Source organism: Mesorhizobium onobrychidis (genome assembly GCF_024707545.1).
GTDB classification, from domain to species: domain Bacteria; phylum Pseudomonadota; class Alphaproteobacteria; order Rhizobiales; family Rhizobiaceae; genus Mesorhizobium; species Mesorhizobium onobrychidis.
The window spans coordinates 1,807,994-1,823,603 of record NZ_CP062229.1 but is presented as its reverse complement, the minus strand read 5'-3'; the positions used below and the strand labels follow the sequence as shown (position 1 = coordinate 1,823,603).

The following is a 15,610-nucleotide window of genomic DNA, read 5'->3' as shown; positions in this document are numbered from 1 at the left end:
CCCAAAACCGGTTCCCACTTTTGGGTCCGATGCTCTCGAGCAGCAGGAGACGATCATGTCGCGCATTGGAATCCATTCTTTCGTCTGGTCGGCGAGCTCGGCGCAAGGCGACCTTGAGCGGACGCTGGCCAACACCAAAGAGGCAGGTTTCGACCTGATCGAATTCTCCTATCTCGACCCTGCCGATGTCGATGTTGGCGGGCTGGCCAAGCGCATCGCCGACCTCGATCTCGGCGTGGCGATCAGCATCGGGCTGCCCGCCGACGGCGACATTTCAAGCGCAGACACGGCGATTGCCGCGCACGGCGTCGAAATCCTCAATGACACGATCGCGCTCACCCGCGATCTCGGCGGCCGGAAGGTCGCCGGCATCCTCAGCACCAGCCACGGATTGCAGGCACAAGCGCCGACGCGCGATCAATGGAACCGCAGTGCAGGCACGCTCGCCAAGGTCGCGGAGACCGCCAAGGCTGCCGGCGTCACGCTCAACCTCGAAATCGTCAATCGCTTCGAGAGCAATCTGCTCAACACCGCCGCACAAGGGCTGGCCTTCATCGAGGACACCGGCTCCGACAATATCTTCCTGCATCTCGACACGTTCCATATGAACATCGAGGAGGCCGATATCGGGCTGGCCATCCGCCACGCGGCTGACAAGATCGGCTATGTCCATATCGGCGAGAGCCATCGCGGCTTCCTCGGCACCGGCAACATCGACTTTGCCGCGATCTTCGATGCCCTCACCGCAATCGGCTATAGCGACGACCTCAGCTTCGAATCCTTCTCGTCGGAGATCGTCGACGAGAACCTGTCGAAGAAAACCGCCATCTGGCGCAATCTGTGGACCGACAATATGGAGCTGGCCCGGCATGCGCGCCGCTTCATCGCCATCGGGCTGGAGACGGCACGGCGCAAGGCCGAGCTTGTTTCATCAAGCCATCGACCTTAGCACCACCCGATGTTGATCGCCCGGGCCTTCCTGTTTGCGATCCTCAGGCCAGCTCAAAACGTTCCACAGCGCGCATGATGCCACGCAGTTCGGCGAGGCCTTTCAGGCGGCCGATCAATGAGTAGCCGGGGTTGATCCTGGTCTTGCCGATGTCGTCGGCGAGCAGATGGCCATGATCGGGACGCATGGGAATCCGCCAGTCGGCGCGACCTTGCTTGCGACGGCGCGTCTCTTCCTGCATCAAAGCGAGGATGACATGCGCCATGTCGGTGCCGCCCTCCAGATGCTCGGCTTCATAGAAGGAGCCGTCATCCTCGATGGTTACATTGCGCAAATGGACGAAATGGATCCGGTCGGCGAATTCCTTGACCATGCCGACAATATCGTTATCTGCGCGCGTACCGTAGGAGCCGGTGCAGAATGTCAGGCCGTTCGCCAGGCTGTCGACAGCGTTGAGGATGAAACGCGCGTCCTCGGCAGTCGAAACGATCCGGGGCAAGCCGTAGAGCGAGAATGGCGGGTCGTCGGGATGAATGCACATGCGCACTCCCTCCTGCTCGGCCACCGGGATGATCTCGCGCAAAAACCAGGCAAGATTGTCGCGCAACTCCTTCGGCCCGATCGAGTCGTATTCCGCCAGTGCCTCGCGAAAACTATCCCTGACGTAGCTGCGCTCGGTCGCCGGCAGGCCGGCAATGAGATTGCGCTCGATCCTGTCGATCTGCTCGTCGCTCAGTTCCTTCAGTCGCGATTCCGCCTCGGCGATACGTGCCGCGCTGTAGCTGGCTTCGGCATTCCTGCGCTTCAGGACGAAAATGTCGTATGCGGCAAAATCGATCGCATCGAAACGCAGGGCGTAGCCCGTCGTTGGAAGCCGATAGGCAAGGTCGGTGCGGGTCCAGTCGACCACAGGCATGAAATTATAGCAGATCGTCGCAATGCCAGCCTTGGCGAGCGCACGGATCGTGTCCTTGTACCAGCCGACATAGCGAAGCCTTTCCGCCGAGCCAATCTTGATCGAATTGTGGACGGGAATGCTCTCCACGACCGACCAGGTCAGCCCTTCGGCCTCGATGATCCGCTTGCGCTCCAGGATGTCCGTCAAAGGCCAGGCGCGGCCGTCATAGATATTATGCAGCGCGGATACGACGCCCGTAGCTCCGGCCTGTTTGACATGATCGAGCGTCACCGGGTCGTCTGGGCCATACCAGCGCCAACACTGTTCCATCGAGATTTTCCCTTTGCGATAAAACAGAAAGGTATTGTTGGGCCACAATGGAAGTCAAACTAAACTGGCTTGCGACGGCCGATGAGGGAGTTTGCGCAATGAAGGATTTCGACGGCAAGATCGCTCTGGTGACTGGGACGACCGGTATCGGACTGGCAACGGCCAGGCGTCTTGCGGCAGGGGGTGCCGCGATCATCGCCTGCGGCATCGACCGCGCGGCCAACGCGGCGATGAGAGCGGAACTGGACAGTTCCGGCGCCGAGGCGCTGGTCACGGGCGTCGATGTCTCCGTGCCGGATCAGGTCCGCGACGCGGTCGCAGCCGGTGTCGAGCGGTTCGGCGGCCTCGATATCATCGTCAATTCCGCGGCGGTCCATCCGTATGGAACCGCTGTTAGCACCGATTTCGACACCTGGAACCGGGCGATGTCCGTCAATGTCGGCTCGATCTACCTGACCGCGCATTTCGGCATTCCGGAAATGATCAGGCGGGGCAGCGGCGCCATCGTCAACGTGGCTTCGGTGCAGGGCTTCGCCTGCCAGCAGAACGTCGCCGCTTATGCTACGACCAAGGGCGCCATCCACACGCTGACGCGCTCGCTGGCGCTGGACTACGCGCGCTCCGGCATTCGCGTCAATTCCGTCAGCCCGGGCTCGATCCGCTCCCCTATCCTGGAGAAGGCGGCGCGCGGCGAGAATGGCACCGATGCCGATGTCGAGGCCGCCTACAGGCGCTTCGGCGAAGCCCACCCCATCGGACGCATCGGCGAGCCGGAGGAAGTGGCGGAACTCATCGCCTTTCTGTGTTCGTCGAAAGCCGGGTTCTGCACCGGCGCGGACTACAGGATCGATGGCGGCCTGACGGCCGGCATCGGCGTGAAGTAGAACAGGAAGATCGGTCTCGGCCTTACCGGGAGGCGCTGACATCAGACAATTTTCGGCTAGGGCGCCAACTGAAGCACCGACGGCAAACCAATGGCGCGTAACATGCGCGAGTTTGCATACTGCACTTGCAGCCGGTTCAACGGTCTGATTCCCTTGGTTACGCTGGGCTGTCCTGATTCGCTCACTGTCCAAAATCTTGCAGTGTGCGGAAAACAAGCCTTCCACCGACCGCTGCGCTAGCGCATTCAAGGGGAGAGACGGCAAATGAACACCGCAACGAGGCCGGCAATCTCGGAGATGAGGCCCAAAATATCCGTCATCGGAGTTGGCGGCGGTGGCGGCAACGCCATCAACAATATGATCGCCGAAGGCCTGCAAGGCACCGAATTTATCGTTGCCAACACCGATGCTCAGGCGCTCACCATGTCGAAGGCAACGCGGCTGATCCAATTGGGAGCGCACGTCACGGAAGGCTTGGGTGCAGGCTCCCTGCCCGACGTCGGCCATGCCGCGGCCGTAGAATCGATCGACGAAATCATGGATCATCTCGCGGGAACGCATATGTGTTTCGTGACCGCGGGTATGGGGGGCGGAACCGGAACTGGTGCAGCACCGGTCATAGCGCAGGCCGCGCGGAATGCGGGAATACTGACCGTGGCTGTCGTAACCAAGCCGTTCGTCTTCGAAGGGAACCGCCGAATGCATGCGGCCAATGAGGGCATCGAGCGGCTCCGCGAAAGCGCCGATACCGTCATCGTCATCCCGAACCAGAACCTCTTCAGGATCGCCGATGCCAGGACGACGTTCGCGGACGCTTTCGCCATGGCGGACCGCGTCCTCTACGCCGGCGTCGGCTGCATCACCGATCTCATCGTCAAGGAAGGGCTGATCAATCTCGACTTTGCCGATGTGAAGTCGGTGATGCGCGACATGGGTCGTGCGATGATGGGGACCGGCGAAGCCACCGGGGAAGATCGCGCCAGGAAGGCGGCCGAAGCGGCGATCGCAAACCCGCTTCTCGACGAAGCGTCGATGATGGGCGCCAAGGGCGTTCTTGTCTCGATATCCGGCGGCACTGATATGACGCTGTTTGAGGTCGACGAAGCCGCCACCCGAATCCGCGAGGAGGTCGACGCCGATGCCGATATCATCGTCGGCGCCATTTTCGACAAGGCGCTCGCAGGAAAATTCAGGGTGTCGGTCGTTGCGACGGGATTGCGGCGGGAGCTTGAGATACCGCTGACGGCGGGGTCGGAAAACCGTATCAACTGAACCGGGCCCCATGGGCGGCGCCGGCGGCAGGTTTCGACTGAAGGTCCGCCGCTCTGGAGACCGCCGCCAGACGGTGGTCGGGCGGACCGCTTGCCAACCGCAATTGTTGCGGGATGAGCCTGCGGGTTAATTCTCGATTTTGTCTGCGCGACGCTTGCTGTGGGTTGGCGATCAGCCCCTTCTGGTGCAAGCGATCCAGGGTATCCCAATCCAACCCCTTCCAGGCGCGCCTCTCTTCATGCAGCGTTAGCCAAAGCAGGCCCAGAACGGCACTGTCGATCTTGTCGGTGTCCATCTCCATGCCAGGCAGTCTAACACGGGAAAACGGCGTCTGCCGAGGCCCGCACCGGATGGTGATTTTCTCTGTCCCGCTGCGTCGGCTCGCTCCTTGCAGGCCCCCCTGACGAGGATCAAAATCAACCGCCAAACGCAAAAAGGCCCGCGCGAGGCGGGCCGTTTTGTGTATTTGGTTGCGGGGACATGCAACCACCGATACCGACATTCGCTGGTCGTGGAGATTTGACACGTCAGGCCGCTTCGCATGGATCAATGTGGTGGCCTGGATGCGTACTCAGTGTATTGATTTTGTTGCCTTTTTTGGGGAAAAAATCGACAGTTTTCTCCATATCGTTCCGAATGGTCCCGCTCCCTAGCCTTGCCTCTGTTACACGATCGCAGTTCGGGACCGCGATCGCTTCAGTTCTTCGTGCTTGACGAATCAACTACCAAGTTGGTCCCTTGTGGAGTGCTCTTGAGGGAAGATCTGGACTTTAAGAACTTGATTTGAGCGCGAGCCGACCTCACTCTCTGCATCGGTGCGGTTGGTGGATCAAGGCACACTCAAACGCCAATCTCTGCGCTCTCCAGCTTGTGGATGGCACCGACGCCAACGCGCAGTTGACCTTTTCGGACACAGCCAGTTCGCCGGAAACTAAATTCCTTGGCGCGTTTCTGAATGAGGCCAAAGAACTGCTTCATGTCTGTCAAGCTGGCGCTATTTCTTCTTTTTCACCCTTTGCGTAAGAGCGGATCCCGCGACCGACTTGACTGCCTTTGAGGAGCTCTTAGAACGAAGCAACTTGGATGCCGTGGAAGCAACTTTCTTGCTCGTAGTCTCATTGGGTTTCTTTGCCATTGGTTTTCCCCGCGCGGTTGAGTTCGAGTAATACGCATTGTGATGCGTCTGCAATCAACTGCCGGCGAGCACTGTCCCCAACTTTCATTTTCCAACACTCGGTCCGGTTCCGCAAACACCAAGCGGAGCAGGAACTATGCTCGCCTTCATTGCCTTTCACCTTTTGGCGGTCGGCATCGGCTGTTCTGTGGACCTCCGCGACCAGCCACGCTAAGACACGCAGGAATTCGAAATATGCGAGCACATCTTCGATGAAGATGTTGGCGATGCAACGTTTCTCATGCCAGTATTGACAAGGTAGCCGTCGCGACCGCCAAGCCTGCTACCGTTGAACCAAAGACTGAGTCTCGCTGTCCATGTCGGCATCTCTCATGATTGGTGAGATCGGGGACGGCGTAACTGCGAAGCCGGCGGCGCTTCGCGTTCTCGCGGCTGTGAGCGTGATCTCGCGGCGCTTCCCCTCCGCTGCGATCTAGCCGCGCCGGCCGATTAACGCGTCAATTGGCGCAAGGTCATTGCCAGCGCGCAGCTTGAGGTATTCGGGCCTCGAGAAGCCGGCAGCGAGGATCGCCTGTCGGACCTTATGCAGCGCCTGCTCGATGGATCCCATTGGTGGTGCGGTCCTGACATAATCCGCAGTGGAATACCCTTGAGTCTTCACGTCAGTAGGCGAGGATACGGGGTCGCAATTGAGGGCTGTACGAAACTTCGAAAAGTTGCGCGATTGTTGGCCAGCAAGGCAACCCATCCCGGTCACGCAAATGGTCAAACGGCAGCAGTCTTCCGAAGTCGATAAATTCAAGGGCATCGAAATTGGGCAGCCGGACCCGCTTCCGGTTCTGCCACACATCGGGTCGCGTCGAGTAGTGCGAACTGTTCGCCGGTCGCAGCTGCGAGAAATCGTTCCCCTCTCGGATACGACCGTCTATGAGATGGAACAGCGTGGCGAGTTCCCACGACGCTTCAATCTCACCGCCCGCTGTGTTGTTTGGGACTTGGCAGAAGTCGAAGCGTGGATCGAGGAGCGGCGGAATGCGTCCTCTGTCGGAAAAATCAAGACCAGGCCTGCGCCTGACGTAAGACTACGAAAGACAAGACCCGTCAAATCGGATCAAGGATAATCGCTGCCTCTGCAGGCGGCTGAAGTGTGGGCGTGTGCTTTTTGCCTGCCGCCCACGCATCGACCATGTCCGCCCATTCCTGCAGCATATGACGACGCTGCGGCTCATATTCAGCTCTGTTGTAGACACCTCGAGAGGACCGGCTGTCGTCGTGGGCAAGGCATTTCTCAATCCAGTCGCGATTAAATCCGATCTCGTTCAGGAGTGTTGAGCCGGTGCGCCGAAGGTCGTGCACCGTGAAATGCGCGAGCGGAAAGTCTTGCTTCTTTGCCCGCTCGACAATCGCCGCGGTTACCCGGTTGAAGGTCGCGCGCGACATGGGCTCATCGGCATCGTAGCGGGACGGCAGCACATATCGGGAGTTCGCCGCGCAAGTCTTGAGCGCGATCATGATGTCGAGGGACTGGCGTGACAGGTAGACGTTATGCGGCTTCTTCCGTTTCATTCGCTCTTTTGGGATGCTCCAGACGGCGTTCTCGAAATCGACCTCGTCCCAAGTCGCCTCGAGTAGTTCACTCTTCCGAACCATCGTGAGCAGGATGAACTTTAGGCCGACCCGAATCGTCGGCAGCGTCGGCACGTTTTCCAACTCTTTCAGCATTATCCGGATTTCTGCAGGCGACAGAGCGCGGTCTTTCGCCTCGAACGTGGCAATTGAGGCTGGTCCGACCTCGTCCGCAGGGTTGGCTATCTTCTCGCCGTGCAGAATGGCGTAGCTATAAATCTGCTTCACGACATCGCGGATATGGACGGCGGTTGCCGGCGCACCACGGTCCCTCACCTTTGCGCAGAGCGCCCGCAAGTCGTCAGGTGTTATTTCGGCTAGGAGTCTTTTTTCCCAAATCGGCAAAATGTCGCGATCGAAAATGGCCTTGCGCATCGAGCGGGTGCTATCCGCCATTTTCGCTTCCTTTAACCAGCGCTTGCCTTGATCCCCGAAGCTCGCCGTGCCTGACAGGCGACGCTTCTCGCGCTGCTTTTCATGCGCCGGCGACTTTCCGGCTGCCACCATTTTTCGCGCGGCAAGGCAGCGGTCGCGTGCCTCTGCCAGCGTGAGACCTCCGTCCCCATATCGGCCCAGCGTCACAGTCTCTCTCCGACCATTGGTCCGGTAATCGTACCTAAACGCAATCTGCCCAGTCGGAGACACCGCCGCGTACATACCGTCACGGTCGGCAACTTTGTACATTTTGTCTTTTGGTTTCAGGCGCTTAAGGGCTATATCGGTTAACATAATGACAGAGGATTGGATCACAAAATTGGGTTCTCGGACGCCAATTTTACCGTCATTGATTTTACCGTCAACTGTTGGGAACAATCGCTGTATTCCAATGCTTTGGATGGGCAAAAAGTGAGTACGCTTGCAATTGGCGGGACGACGGTATTGCATGGCATGAAAGAGAACGCAGAAACGCATGCCGTCAAATCTACCGCCAAATGATTCCGCTTCGAGGCGAAAGATGCCGATAGATGGAGAAAGGAAAACAAATTTATATCAGAGGCTTATACAACTCTGATCGATAATTACCGAAAGCTCGCTAATGATGCGGTTTTATTCCCACTCTATTGTGCCCGGTGGCTTGCTCGTCACGTCGTAGACGACGCGGTTGATGCCGCGCACCTCGTTGATGATGCGGGTGGCGGCGGCGCCGAGGAACGCCATGTCGTAGTGGTAGAAATCCGCCGTCATGCCGTCGACCGAGGTGACGGCGCGCAGCGCGCAAACGAATTCATAGGTGCGGCCATCACCCATCACGCCGACGGTCTGCACCGGCAGCAGCACGGCGAAGGCCTGCCAGATGGCGTCGTAGAGGCCGGCCTTGCGGATCTCGTCGAGATAGATGGCATCGGCCTCGCGCAGGATCTCCAGCTTTTCGCGGCTGATGCCGCCCGGGCAGCGGATGGCGAGACCGGGGCCGGGAAATGGATGCCGGCCGATGAAGCTGTCGGGCAGGCCGAGCTCCTTGCCGAGGGCCCTCACCTCGTCCTTGAACAATTCGCGCAGCGGCTCGACCAGCTGCATGTTCATGCGCTCGGGCAGGCCGCCGACATTGTGATGCGACTTGATCGTCACCGACGGGCCGCCGGTGAAGGAGACGCTTTCGATGACATCGGGATAGAGTGTGCCCTGCGCCAGGAAATCGGCGCCGCCGAGTTTCTCGGCCTCTTCCTCGAACACCTCGATGAACAGCCGGCCGATGGTCTTGCGCTTCTTTTCCGGGTCCGACTCGCCCTCGAGCGCGCCGATAAAACGGTCCGAAGCGTCGACCAGGATGAGCGGCAGATTGTAGTGCTGGCGAAACATCTCCACCACGCCTGATGCCTCGTCCTTGCGCATCAGCCCGTGGTCGACAAGGATGCAGGTGAGCTGATCGCCGACCGCCTCGTGGATCAGCAACGCCGCGACCGAGGAATCGACGCCGCCCGAAAGCGCGCAGATGACCTTGCCCTTGCCGACCTGCTTGCGGATCGTCTCGACCGCGTGCTCGCGGTAGGCGCGCATCGTCCAGTCGCCCTCGATGCCGGCGATCTTATGGACGAAGTTTTGGAGCAGCCGGGCGCCGTCCGGCGTGTGCACCACTTCGGGGTGGAACATGATGCCGTACATCTTGCGCTCGACATTGCCGAAGATGGCGAAGGGCGAGCCTTCCGATTTTCCGAACACCTCGAATCCCGTAGGCAGGGAGATGACGCGGTCGCCGTGGCTCATCCACACCTGATGCCGCTGGCCGGGCGCCCACAGGCCCTCGAACAGCGGGCAGTCCTTCCGGATCTCGACGAAGGCGCGGCCGAATTCGCGATGGTCGGAGCTTTCGGCGACGCCACCCATCTGCACGCACATGGCCATCTGGCCATAGCAGATGCCGAGCACCGGCACGCCGGCGTCGAAGACGATCTGCGGCGCGCGCGGGCTGCCGATGTCGCTGGTCGAGGCCGGGCCGCCGGACAGGATCACCGCCTTCGGATTGATGCGCTTGAACGCCGCTTCGGCCGACTGGAACGGCACGATCTCGGAAAAGACGCCGGCCTCGCGGATACGCCTGGCGATGAGCTGCGTGAACTGGCTGCCGAAATCGACAATCAGGACGGTGTCGGGATGATTGGCTATCGTCATGGCGAGCGTTTAGAGAAAGAAACGAGTCGGCGCAATGGGTTGAAAGGGTGTCTGTCTCAATCCGATTCCGCGTCTTCATGCGACGGTCCAAATTCCAGGACGCCGGACCCGATCGCCTGTTCCAGCCGCATGACCGCATCCGCCAGCTTCTCGTCGATGACGTGGAGATACTCCTTCCAGTCGCCGACATGCCTGAGATCGGCAGCCCCGTCGGAAATGCCGCGCAGGCCGACGAGCGGCACACCGAACAATTGGCAGGCACGCAGGCAGGCGAAGGTCTCCATGTCGACCATGTCCTGCGCAATCGCATCATAGGCGCTGCCGGAAATGATCGCCGCGCCGGTCGACAGCGTCGCTTCTCTTATGCCCGGAATCCTGAACGGCAGCGGCACGGTCACCGGCAGGTCGAGAAACGGCGTCGCGCCCTTCTCGAAGCCTAATGGCGAGGCGTCGATATCGCGGTAGGCGACCGAAACGGCCTGGTAGATTTCCGTCTGTTCCAGTGTCCGGCTGCCGGCCGAGCCGAGCGAGACGACGAGGTCCGGCAGCGCCTTTTCAGTCTTCAGCCATGACAGTTCCGCGCCCAGCCTGACACCCGCCTCGACCGGCCCGACGCCGGTCATGACAGGGGTGAACAGCCGCTGCAGATGCGGGCCGTACTCGGCCTGCGCCGCCATCACGAAGAGGACGTCCCTGCCCGCAATTCTGACTGCCTTGCGCATCGGATCAGCCTTCAATGCCATCGCGGCCGACCACTGTCATCATCGTTCCGGTCATGGTGGCGATCAGCTTGGCCTCGCCGTCGACGGCGAAGGCATAGGCCTGGCCGTCGGCGACGATGATCGTGCGGCCAGGCTTCGTCACCGAGCCGCGAAACAGGAAGCGCTCGCCCCGGCCCGGGGCCAGCAGATTGACCTTGAACTCGATGGTTAGCACACTGGAGCTTTCCGGCATCAGCGAGAACGCCGCATATCCGCAGGCTGAGTCCAGCGCCGTCGAAATGACGCCGGCATGAAGAAAGCCATGCTGCTGGGTCAGCGCCGCCGAATAGGGCATCTCGATCTCGATGATGCCGGGCGTCACCAGCGTCAGCTCGGCGCCGATGGTGGTCATGGCGTTCTGGCGCGCGAAGGACGTCCTGACGCGATCCTCATAGTTGGGGGCGGGTACGATCTCTGCTGCCATGGCTTGTCACGCTCCTGTCAGAAAAGCTTATTGCAGAGGCATGAGCGGCAGGCAATCGCTATTGCTGCACTGCAGCAATCAGGCCCGCCGGCAACGTTCAGCCGCCCTTGCGCACTGCGCAGACATAAAACCCATCGGTACCGCTCAGCGCCGGCGACAGCGAAATGCCGCCTGCTGCGCCGATTCGCGCGGCCGTCTCGTGGCCCGGAAAGCGGCTGTCCCAGAGCTGGCGATGATCGACTGGGGCAAACCCGCTGTTACGATCCAGGAAGGCAGCGACCTGTTCGCCATTCTCCTCGTCGAACACCGAGCAGGTGATGTAGACCAGCAGCCCGCCGGGTTTGACGAAGGCTTTGGCGGCATCGAGGATCGCCGATTGCTCGCCCTTGCGTGCATCGAGCTGCTTCTGCGTCAGCCGCCATTTGGCATCGGGCCGGCGCCGCCAGGTGCCGCTGCCGGTGCAGGGCGCATCGACCAGGACGATGTCCATGTGGCCCGAGAGGGGGCTGAGTTCCGCCGGCTTGGTGACGATTTGCACGTTGCGGTTTTCCGAGCGGCGGATGCGGTCGAAGATCGGCGCCAGCCGCGCCTTTTCGGAATCATGGGCAAACACCTGGCCGCGATTGTCCATCGCCGCCGACAATGCCAGCGTCTTGCCGCCGGCTCCGGCGCAAAAGTCGAGGACCTGCATTCCGGCCTCGGCGCCAGCCAGCATGGCGGCGATCTGCGAGCCTTCGTCCTGAACCTCGAACCAGCCTTTCTGGAAGGCCGGTTCCGCCTGCACGTTCGGGTGCCTGCCGTCGCCCGCGATCGGCGGGATGCGGATGCCGTGCGGTGCGATCCGTGCGGCCCTGGCGCCGGTCTCGGCCAGTTCGGCAAGAACCTTGCCGCGATCGGCCTGCAGCGTGTTGACCCTGAGGTCGAGCGGCGGGCGGGTCGCCAGCGCCGCACCTTCATCGACCCAGCTGGCACCGAAGGCCTGCTCGAAAAGCGGTTCGCACCAATCCGGAATATCGGCCCGTACCGCCGGCGGCGCATCGTGGAGCCGGCGATCGGCAACCGCCTTCAACTCGTCGTCGCTCAGCAGCGGCGGCGCGAACTTGTCGCCGTCGAGCACTTCGTTCAGCGACTGCGCCGTCTGGTTCCATTCGAGCAGGAGCGCGCCGAAAGCGACGGCGCGCGGCGTATCCTCGCCCAGCAAAAAGCCGGCCGAGCGCTTCCGGCGCAGCGCGTCATAGACGATGTTGCCGATCGCGGCGCGATCGCCACCGCCGGCGAATCGGTGCGACAGGCCCCAATCCTTCAGCGCATCGGCGACCGGCCGATGACGCCGGTCGATATCCTCCAGCACTTCGATGGCCGCCGCCAGCCGTCCGCCCAGTCTCATCTTTGTCTTCCGTTATCCAGCAAATTAATTCCGGCCCTGCTCTAAAGCGCGCGACTGGCGCACACAAGCGGGGAGAGTCTTGGATATCAGATCGAACGCCCCGTCGGCATCCGAGACTTTGACCCTCGCATTGCTTGTGCTTTCAAACTCTTGAAGTTGCGATAGTCTTCCGCTGCGTGATTCGCCAATAACTGCAAGCGGATCGACGATAAATTACGAGGAGAGGGCAATGAAGACTTATCTGGCGGAAGTTCTAGGGACATTTCTACTGGTGTTCATCGGCACGGCTTCGGTGGTGACGGGCGGCTTCGGCGGCGCGCTGCCGCTCGGCCAGGAAGGCATCGGACTGGCATTCGGCATCGGCCTGATTGCGGCGGCCTATGCGATCGGCCCGATCTCGGGCGCGCATCTCAACCCGGCGGTCACGCTCGGCGTGTTCCTCGCCGGCCGAATGCAGGCCAAGGACGTCATCCCGTACTGGATCGCACAGATCATTGGCGCCATCATTGCGTCGCTGGCGCTGTGGATCATCGTCTCCGGACAAGTCGGCGGACACACCGGCGGCTTCGGCGCCAATGGCTGGGATACGACGAAATGGGGCGTCAGCTCGGCGCTCCTGTGGGAGCTGATCGGAACCTTCACGGTGATCCTCGGCGTCACCAGCGGCAGCCACGCGACGGCCTTTGCCGGCCTCGTCATCGGCCTGACGCTGGCGGGACTGCATTTCGCCATCATTCCGGTGACCGGCACGTCGCTCAATCCGGCCCGCTCGATCGGCCCGGCGCTGTTTTCGGGAAGTGCGGCGATCGGCCAGCTCTGGCTGTTCATCGTCGCACCGCTGATCGGCGGCGCCATTGCCGGCGTGGTCGCCAAGACACGCATCTTCGAGAAGGACTGACGGCCGAAAGAAACCTCAATACAAAAAGGCGCGGGGCCAAGCCCGCGCCTTTTTGTGGCCAGAGCGCCTTGGCGCTAGAGCCCCATCCCAATGGAATCGGGATGGGGCTCTGTCTTTCTATTGAGCATGGTCCCGAAAACCGGATTCACTTTTCGGGATCATGCTCCTAGATCAGGCGAGTTCGAAACGATCGGCGTTCATCACCTTGTTCCATGCCGCCACGAAGTCGTTGGCAAATTTCTCCTTCGCATCCGCGGTCGCATAGACTTCCGCCAGGGCGCGCAGCTGGGAGTGCGAGCCGAAGATCAGGTCGACGCGCGTGCCGCTCCACTTGAGCTCACCTGTTGCCCGGTCGCGTCCTTCGAACACATCCTTGGCGTCCGATGTCGACTTCCACACCGTGCCCATGTCGAGCAGGTTGACGAAGAAGTCATTGGTCAGCGTCTCAGGCCGCTTGGTGAAGACGCCGTGCGCTGACTGGTCGGTATTTGCGCCGAGCACACGCAGGCCGCCGACGAGGACGGTCATCTCCGGTGCCGTCAGCGTCAGCAATTGCGCCCGATCCACCAGCGCCTCCTCGGGCGACAAACGCTGCCTGCCGCTGAGATAGTTGCGGAAACCATCGGCGGTCGGTTCGAGCGGAGCGAAGGAGTCGACGTCGGTCTGCTCCTGCGACGCATCCATGCGCCCCGGCGTGAACGGGACCTTCACGTCGTTGCCGGCGTCCCTCGCGGCCTTTTCGATTGCGGCGCCGCCGCCAATGACGATCAGGTCGGCAAGCGAGACTTTCTTGTCGCCGGACTGCGAAGTATTGAACTCCTTCTGGATTGCTTCGAGCTTCTCCAGCACCTTGGCCAGTTGAGCCGGCTGGTTGACGTCCCAATCCTTCTGCGGCGCAAGGCGAATACGCGCGCCGTTGGCGCCGCCGCGCTTGTCGGAGCCACGGAAGGTCGAGGCGGACGCCCAGGCCGTCGAGACCAGCTGCGGCACCGAAAGACCGGAGGCGAGAGTCTTCGCCTTCAGGGCGGCCACGTCCAGCTCGTCGACCAGCACATGATCGACTGCAGGGATAGGATCCTGCCACGGCAGCTCTTCCTTGGGGACGAGCGGGCCGAGATAGCGCACGATCGGGCCCATGTCGCGGTGGGTCAGTTTGTACCACGCGCGGGCGAAGGCATCGGCGAACTGGTCCGTATTCTGATGGAAGCGCCGTGAGATCTTTTCGTAGGCAGGATCGAACCGCAAAGCGAGGTCGGTGGTCAGCATCGATGGCGCGTGACGCTTGGCTGCGTCATGCGCATCCGGCACCGTGCTGGCGCCGGCGCCGCCCTTCGGCGTCCACTGGTGCGCGCCGGCCGGGCTCTTGGTCAGCTCCCATTCATAGCCGAACAAATTGTCGAAGAAGTTGTTGCCCCACTTCGTCGGCGTCGTCGTCCAGGTCACTTCCAGGCCGCTGCCGATTGCATCACCGCCTTTGCCGGTGCCGAATGCGTTCGTCCAGCCGAGGCCCTGCTCTTCGATGCCGGCGGCTTCCGGCTCCGGGCCGACCAGCGTCGCATCGCCGGCGCCGTGGGTCTTGCCGAAGGTGTGGCCGCCGGCGATGAGCGCGACGGTCTCCTCGTCGTTCATGGCCATGCGCGCGAAGGTCTCGCGAATGTCGCTCGCCGCGGCCAGCGGATCCGGATTGCCGTTCGGCCCTTCCGGATTGACGTAGATCAGGCCCATCTGCACGGCGGCGAGAGGATTCTGGAGATCGCGGTCGCCGCTGTAGCGCTCGTCGGCCAGCCATTTGCCTTCCGGGCCCCAGTAGATGTCCTGTTCGGGCTCCCAGACGTCGGCGCGCCCGCCGGCAAAACCGAAGGTCTTGAAGCCCATCGATTCCAGGGCGACGTTGCCGGTGAGAATCATCAGGTCGGCCCAGGAGATCTTGCGGCCGTATTTCTGCTTGATCGGCCACAGCAGCCGGCGGGCCTTATCGAGGTTGACGTTGTCCGGCCAGCTGTTCAGCGGTGCGAAGCGCTGCTGGCCGGCTCCGGCGCCGCCGCGGCCGTCGCCGATGCGGTACGTGCCGGCGCTGTGCCAGGCCATGCGGATGAACAGCGGCCCGTAATGGCCAAAGTCGGCCGGCCACCACTCCTGCGAGTCCGTCATCAGGGCATGCAGGTCCTTGATCACGGCGTTCAGGTCGAGACTCCGGAATTCCTTGGCGTAATCGAACGCCTCGCCCATCGGATCGGACAGTGCGGATTGCTGGTGGAGGACTTGGACATTCAGCTGGTTCGGCCACCAGTCACGGTTGGCTCTGGCCACCGTTGTGTGCACGACCGGGCATTTTCCCGCGCTGGTGTCATCGGTCTTTGCGTCCATCGTTCTCTCCGATTTGTTAATTTCCGGGATTTGCTGATTTCCGGGATTTGCTGATTTTCCGGACGGGCC

13 protein-coding genes and 1 pseudogene are annotated in these 15,610 nt (G+C 61.5%); 6 read left to right on the top strand and 8 right to left on the bottom strand.

The genetic code is table 11. The annotated features are described in order from the left end of the window. Positions 1-55: 55 nt before the first annotated feature. Complete coding sequence (locus tag IHQ72_RS08985; protein WP_258122092.1) at positions 56-949, top strand: sugar phosphate isomerase/epimerase family protein; 894 nt, start codon at positions 56-58, stop codon at positions 947-949. A 43-nt stretch (positions 950-992) separates the two neighbouring features. On the opposite strand, the gene uxuA is transcribed toward IHQ72_RS08985, so the two are convergent. Further along, positions 993-2,177, bottom strand: coding sequence for a mannonate dehydratase (gene uxuA, locus IHQ72_RS08980; RefSeq protein ID WP_258122091.1), 1,185 nt, complete (start codon positions 2,175-2,177; stop codon positions 993-995). Positions 2,178-2,275: 98 nt separating this feature from the next. Here uxuA and IHQ72_RS08975 point away from each other — a divergent pair, with 98 nt between their 5' ends. Further along, positions 2,276-3,061, top strand: coding sequence for an SDR family NAD(P)-dependent oxidoreductase (locus tag IHQ72_RS08975; RefSeq protein ID WP_258122090.1), 786 nt, complete (start codon positions 2,276-2,278; stop codon positions 3,059-3,061). A 264-nt stretch (positions 3,062-3,325) separates the two neighbouring features. Next, positions 3,326-4,333 (top strand): cell division protein FtsZ, encoded by a 1,008-nt coding sequence (gene ftsZ / locus IHQ72_RS08970; RefSeq protein WP_258122089.1) that lies wholly within the window; start codon positions 3,326-3,328, stop codon positions 4,331-4,333. Positions 4,334-4,448: 115 nt separating this feature from the next. Here ftsZ and IHQ72_RS08965 read toward each other — a convergent pair. Next, positions 4,449-4,634, bottom strand: a pseudogene (locus IHQ72_RS08965) (DUF6429 family protein); the annotation flags it as partial. Positions 4,635-6,229: 1,595 nt separating this feature from the next. Here IHQ72_RS08965 and IHQ72_RS08960 point away from each other — a divergent pair. Then, positions 6,230-6,589, top strand: a complete 360-nt coding sequence (locus IHQ72_RS08960) for a helix-turn-helix transcriptional regulator (protein ID WP_441338645.1) — start codon at positions 6,230-6,232, stop codon at positions 6,587-6,589. Here the strand turns inward: IHQ72_RS08960 and IHQ72_RS08955 are convergent. Then, positions 6,570-7,823, bottom strand: a complete 1,254-nt coding sequence (locus IHQ72_RS08955) for a tyrosine-type recombinase/integrase (RefSeq protein ID WP_258123783.1) — start codon at positions 7,821-7,823, stop codon at positions 6,570-6,572. The genes IHQ72_RS08960 and IHQ72_RS08955 overlap by 20 nt on opposite strands. A 12-nt stretch (positions 7,824-7,835) precedes the next feature. On the opposite strand from IHQ72_RS08955, the gene IHQ72_RS08950 reads away from it, so the two are divergent. Then, on the top strand, positions 7,836-8,030 hold the full coding sequence (locus IHQ72_RS08950; RefSeq protein WP_258124093.1) for a hypothetical protein: 195 nt from the start codon (positions 7,836-7,838) through the stop codon (positions 8,028-8,030). Positions 8,031-8,141: 111 nt separating this feature from the next. Here IHQ72_RS08950 and guaA read toward each other — a convergent pair whose 3' ends face one another. From guaA to IHQ72_RS08930, 4 genes are all read right to left on the bottom strand, one after another. Further along, positions 8,142-9,704 carry a glutamine-hydrolyzing GMP synthase gene (gene guaA / locus IHQ72_RS08945; protein WP_258122088.1) on the bottom strand — a complete coding sequence of 521 codons (1,563 nt, stop codon included), beginning with the start codon at positions 9,702-9,704 and terminating at the stop codon, positions 8,142-8,144. A 56-nt stretch (positions 9,705-9,760) separates the two neighbouring features. Then, positions 9,761-10,426 carry a 5'-methylthioadenosine/S-adenosylhomocysteine nucleosidase gene (locus IHQ72_RS08940; protein WP_258122086.1) on the bottom strand — a complete coding sequence of 222 codons (666 nt, stop codon included), beginning with the start codon at positions 10,424-10,426 and terminating at the stop codon, positions 9,761-9,763. Between the two features lie 4 nt (positions 10,427-10,430). Beyond that, the gene (locus IHQ72_RS08935; RefSeq protein WP_095494954.1) at positions 10,431-10,889 is read right to left on the bottom strand and encodes a PaaI family thioesterase; all 459 of its coding nucleotides are present in this window, start codon (positions 10,887-10,889) and stop codon (positions 10,431-10,433) included. A 97-nt stretch (positions 10,890-10,986) separates the two neighbouring features. Next, complete coding sequence (locus tag IHQ72_RS08930) at positions 10,987-12,276, bottom strand: RsmB/NOP family class I SAM-dependent RNA methyltransferase (protein WP_258122085.1); 1,290 nt, start codon at positions 12,274-12,276, stop codon at positions 10,987-10,989. A gap of 229 nt (positions 12,277-12,505) precedes the next feature. Between IHQ72_RS08930 and IHQ72_RS08925 the strand changes: the two genes are divergently transcribed. Further along, entirely contained in the window at positions 12,506-13,174 is a 669-nt protein-coding gene (locus IHQ72_RS08925) for an aquaporin (protein WP_258122084.1), read from the top strand. A 171-nt stretch (positions 13,175-13,345) separates the two neighbouring features. Here the strand turns inward: IHQ72_RS08925 and katG are convergent, their stop codons facing one another. Then, positions 13,346-15,541 carry a catalase/peroxidase HPI gene (gene katG / locus IHQ72_RS08920; RefSeq protein WP_258122083.1) on the bottom strand — a complete coding sequence of 732 codons (2,196 nt, stop codon included), beginning with the start codon at positions 15,539-15,541 and terminating at the stop codon, positions 13,346-13,348. Positions 15,542-15,610: the final 69 nt, after the last annotated feature.

Coding starts and splice junctions, on each gene's coding strand:
- uxuA (WP_258122091.1), bottom strand. CDS start 2,177: ATGGAACAGTGTTGGCGCTGGTATGGCCCAGACGACCCGGTGACGCTC.
- IHQ72_RS08940 (WP_258122086.1), bottom strand. CDS start 10,426: ATGCGCAAGGCAGTCAGAATTGCGGGCAGGGACGTCCTCTTCGTGATG.
- guaA (WP_258122088.1), bottom strand. CDS start 9,704: ATGACGATAGCCAATCATCCCGACACCGTCCTGATTGTCGATTTCGGC.
- IHQ72_RS08935 (WP_095494954.1), bottom strand. CDS start 10,889: ATGGCAGCAGAGATCGTACCCGCCCCCAACTATGAGGATCGCGTCAGG.
- IHQ72_RS08955 (WP_258123783.1), bottom strand. CDS start 7,823: ATGTTAACCGATATAGCCCTTAAGCGCCTGAAACCAAAAGACAAAATG.
- IHQ72_RS08985 (WP_258122092.1), top strand. CDS start 56: ATGTCGCGCATTGGAATCCATTCTTTCGTCTGGTCGGCGAGCTCGGCG.
- IHQ72_RS08930 (WP_258122085.1), bottom strand. CDS start 12,276: ATGAGACTGGGCGGACGGCTGGCGGCGGCCATCGAAGTGCTGGAGGAT.
- IHQ72_RS08925 (WP_258122084.1), top strand. CDS start 12,506: ATGAAGACTTATCTGGCGGAAGTTCTAGGGACATTTCTACTGGTGTTC.
- katG (WP_258122083.1), bottom strand. CDS start 15,541: ATGGACGCAAAGACCGATGACACCAGCGCGGGAAAATGCCCGGTCGTG.
- ftsZ (WP_258122089.1), top strand. CDS start 3,326: ATGAACACCGCAACGAGGCCGGCAATCTCGGAGATGAGGCCCAAAATA.
- IHQ72_RS08975 (WP_258122090.1), top strand. CDS start 2,276: ATGAAGGATTTCGACGGCAAGATCGCTCTGGTGACTGGGACGACCGGT.
- IHQ72_RS08960 (WP_441338645.1), top strand. CDS start 6,230: ATGGTCAAACGGCAGCAGTCTTCCGAAGTCGATAAATTCAAGGGCATC.